The 1,853-nt window shown below is 41.1% G+C and carries 2 protein-coding genes; both read left to right on the top strand.

All coding sequences use genetic code 11. The features are described 5' to 3' along the window. The first annotated feature begins 223 nt into the window (after positions 1 to 223). Positions 224 to 526: a hypothetical protein gene (locus tag H5185_RS21930; protein WP_182743257.1), complete on the top strand. Its 303-nt coding sequence runs from the start codon at positions 224 to 226 to the stop codon at positions 524 to 526. Positions 527 to 1,239: 713 nt separating this feature from the next. Beyond that, complete coding sequence (locus tag H5185_RS21925; protein ID WP_182743255.1) at positions 1,240 to 1,644, top strand: hypothetical protein; 405 nt, start codon at positions 1,240 to 1,242, stop codon at positions 1,642 to 1,644. Positions 1,645 to 1,853 lie beyond the last annotated feature (209 nt).

Below are 1,853 nucleotides of genomic sequence, written 5' to 3'. Positions count from 1 at the left end.
ATACCACAGTAGTATGGATGTGAGTTATTATAAAATCTCATTGAGCTTTCTCCTGTTGGTTTAGTCACCTTAAGCATACCGCTGATGCGGCTTGCTAGGGAGGAGGCTCAATGAGTATCAAGTCAAAGCACGCGGACGTGGCAAAGCTGTCACCTTTTGTGCAAAAACACGCACAAAAGCCGCCAACTTCACCACGCCGGTGTTCGAGGCGTTAGGTGGCCTCATGACGAAGTCCTTTTCAGTCCCTGCGGTAAAGAGAATATTCGAAAGTTTCGAGGGTAAAAGACTTGATATCACCCTCCGCAGTGAGGATAAGTTTGTTCTTGAGCCCGACCATGAAGTCGACCATGAAACTTATGGGGAAGATGGAAGATGGCTCTGTTGGATCGTAGAGGCGAAGTCTGGCTCACATCCAAAGTTCCATAAACTATTCAAGCCAGGCGGGGGTCTGGACATCTATGAAGAAGACGTTGCGGAAATATATTGTGCACAGTCCAATCAAGTGCTGTATAGCCGGCACACCTAACAAGGCGCGCCAGAGCGGACGGCTTCGCCGCCGCTGCGCTGTGCGTTATAAGCCAAGGAAGAAGAGCGTTGATATCTGAACCATTCAACAGCGTTATTATCATTATTATTTGTCTGCTTGGGGCATTGCATTTTAGTGGCATTATTGGAACCTCTTCAAAGTCTCCAACTTTAGTTTGGACAAGAAATAAGCATCCCAAAATACCTAAGATAATAGCTGCTCTTTTTCTTCTTACTGCTGTGATAAGAATTATAGGATTGCTTCTATGAGTGTATTTTTCAACAGTGGATTGGCTTATAACAAAAACATCATGGTAGGAATTTTACTCGCTGGTAAAGCGCTCCTAAAATCCCCATATGTTAAGCGTTATGTTTTAAGGTAGAAATCGGACATTGGAAAAAATAACCGCCATCGCTACATTCTTTTTTGGAATTCTATTTGTCGTTGCCGCCATCTTTTTGTTTGTAATGGGCGTTAAGGAACACAAACTAGAATCAAAGGGTTTTAGTTCATGGTGTAAAACTATTTTGGTTATTGGTATCTGCTTGTTTGCTGCCTACAACACTTTAATAAGCGGCTACCTGAAAATGATAAATACTGGGATATTAAATTGAGTGTTTTAAAACATAACAAGCCAAGCCAGCGGGAATTTTTCTCGCTGAAAAACGCTCATAAAATCGCCTGCTTGGGGCGTTATAGCTCTCAAGGAAAGTATGCGTAAGATTCTCGTTTTTCTATCAATCATGCTAGTAGCAGCATGTGCAGCAAAAACCGAAAACATGTCACATCATTATCCTGAATATATTGGTGGAGACTTTTATCTTACCGAAGACATGGCATTGTTTGAAAACAACGAACATAACTTTAGCTTTTTTAAAAATGCGTTAGTGCGCCAATCAGACTGTTGCGCTAGCGGGAGACTGATAGTCCTATTACCTAAAGGTACTAAAGTCCAAATAAACAACATTCTGAGGTACATTAAATTTACCAATGATTGCAACGAAGCTGTTGGCAACGTAACAATTAATAGTAAACGGTTGGACTTTGAATATTTTGTAAATTGCAATTATCAGGGTGTAAAGGTAGCTAAAGATCTACCGTGGGAACGCGAGCTATAACAAGTTACTCAAAAGGACGCAAAACGCTTGGCTTGTGCTCCTACGTCGCTAATTTTAGCCAAGCATTTATGCGCCCATTAGTAAGGCGTTGAGGCTGTAGAATTTCTCCAGAAAGACGTTTTCAACGTTTTTTAACAAATAAAGTTAATTGGTTGTTTTTTGAGCTTGTGGCGTATCGATGTCTGTGATCTAATAGATATTATTCACCT

The organism is Shewanella sp. SG44-6 (assembly GCF_014164185.1).
Lineage (GTDB): Bacteria > Pseudomonadota > Gammaproteobacteria > Enterobacterales > Shewanellaceae > Shewanella > Shewanella vesiculosa.
Note: the sequence above shows the minus strand (reverse complement) of the source record. Positions and strands in the feature narration are given on the sequence as shown.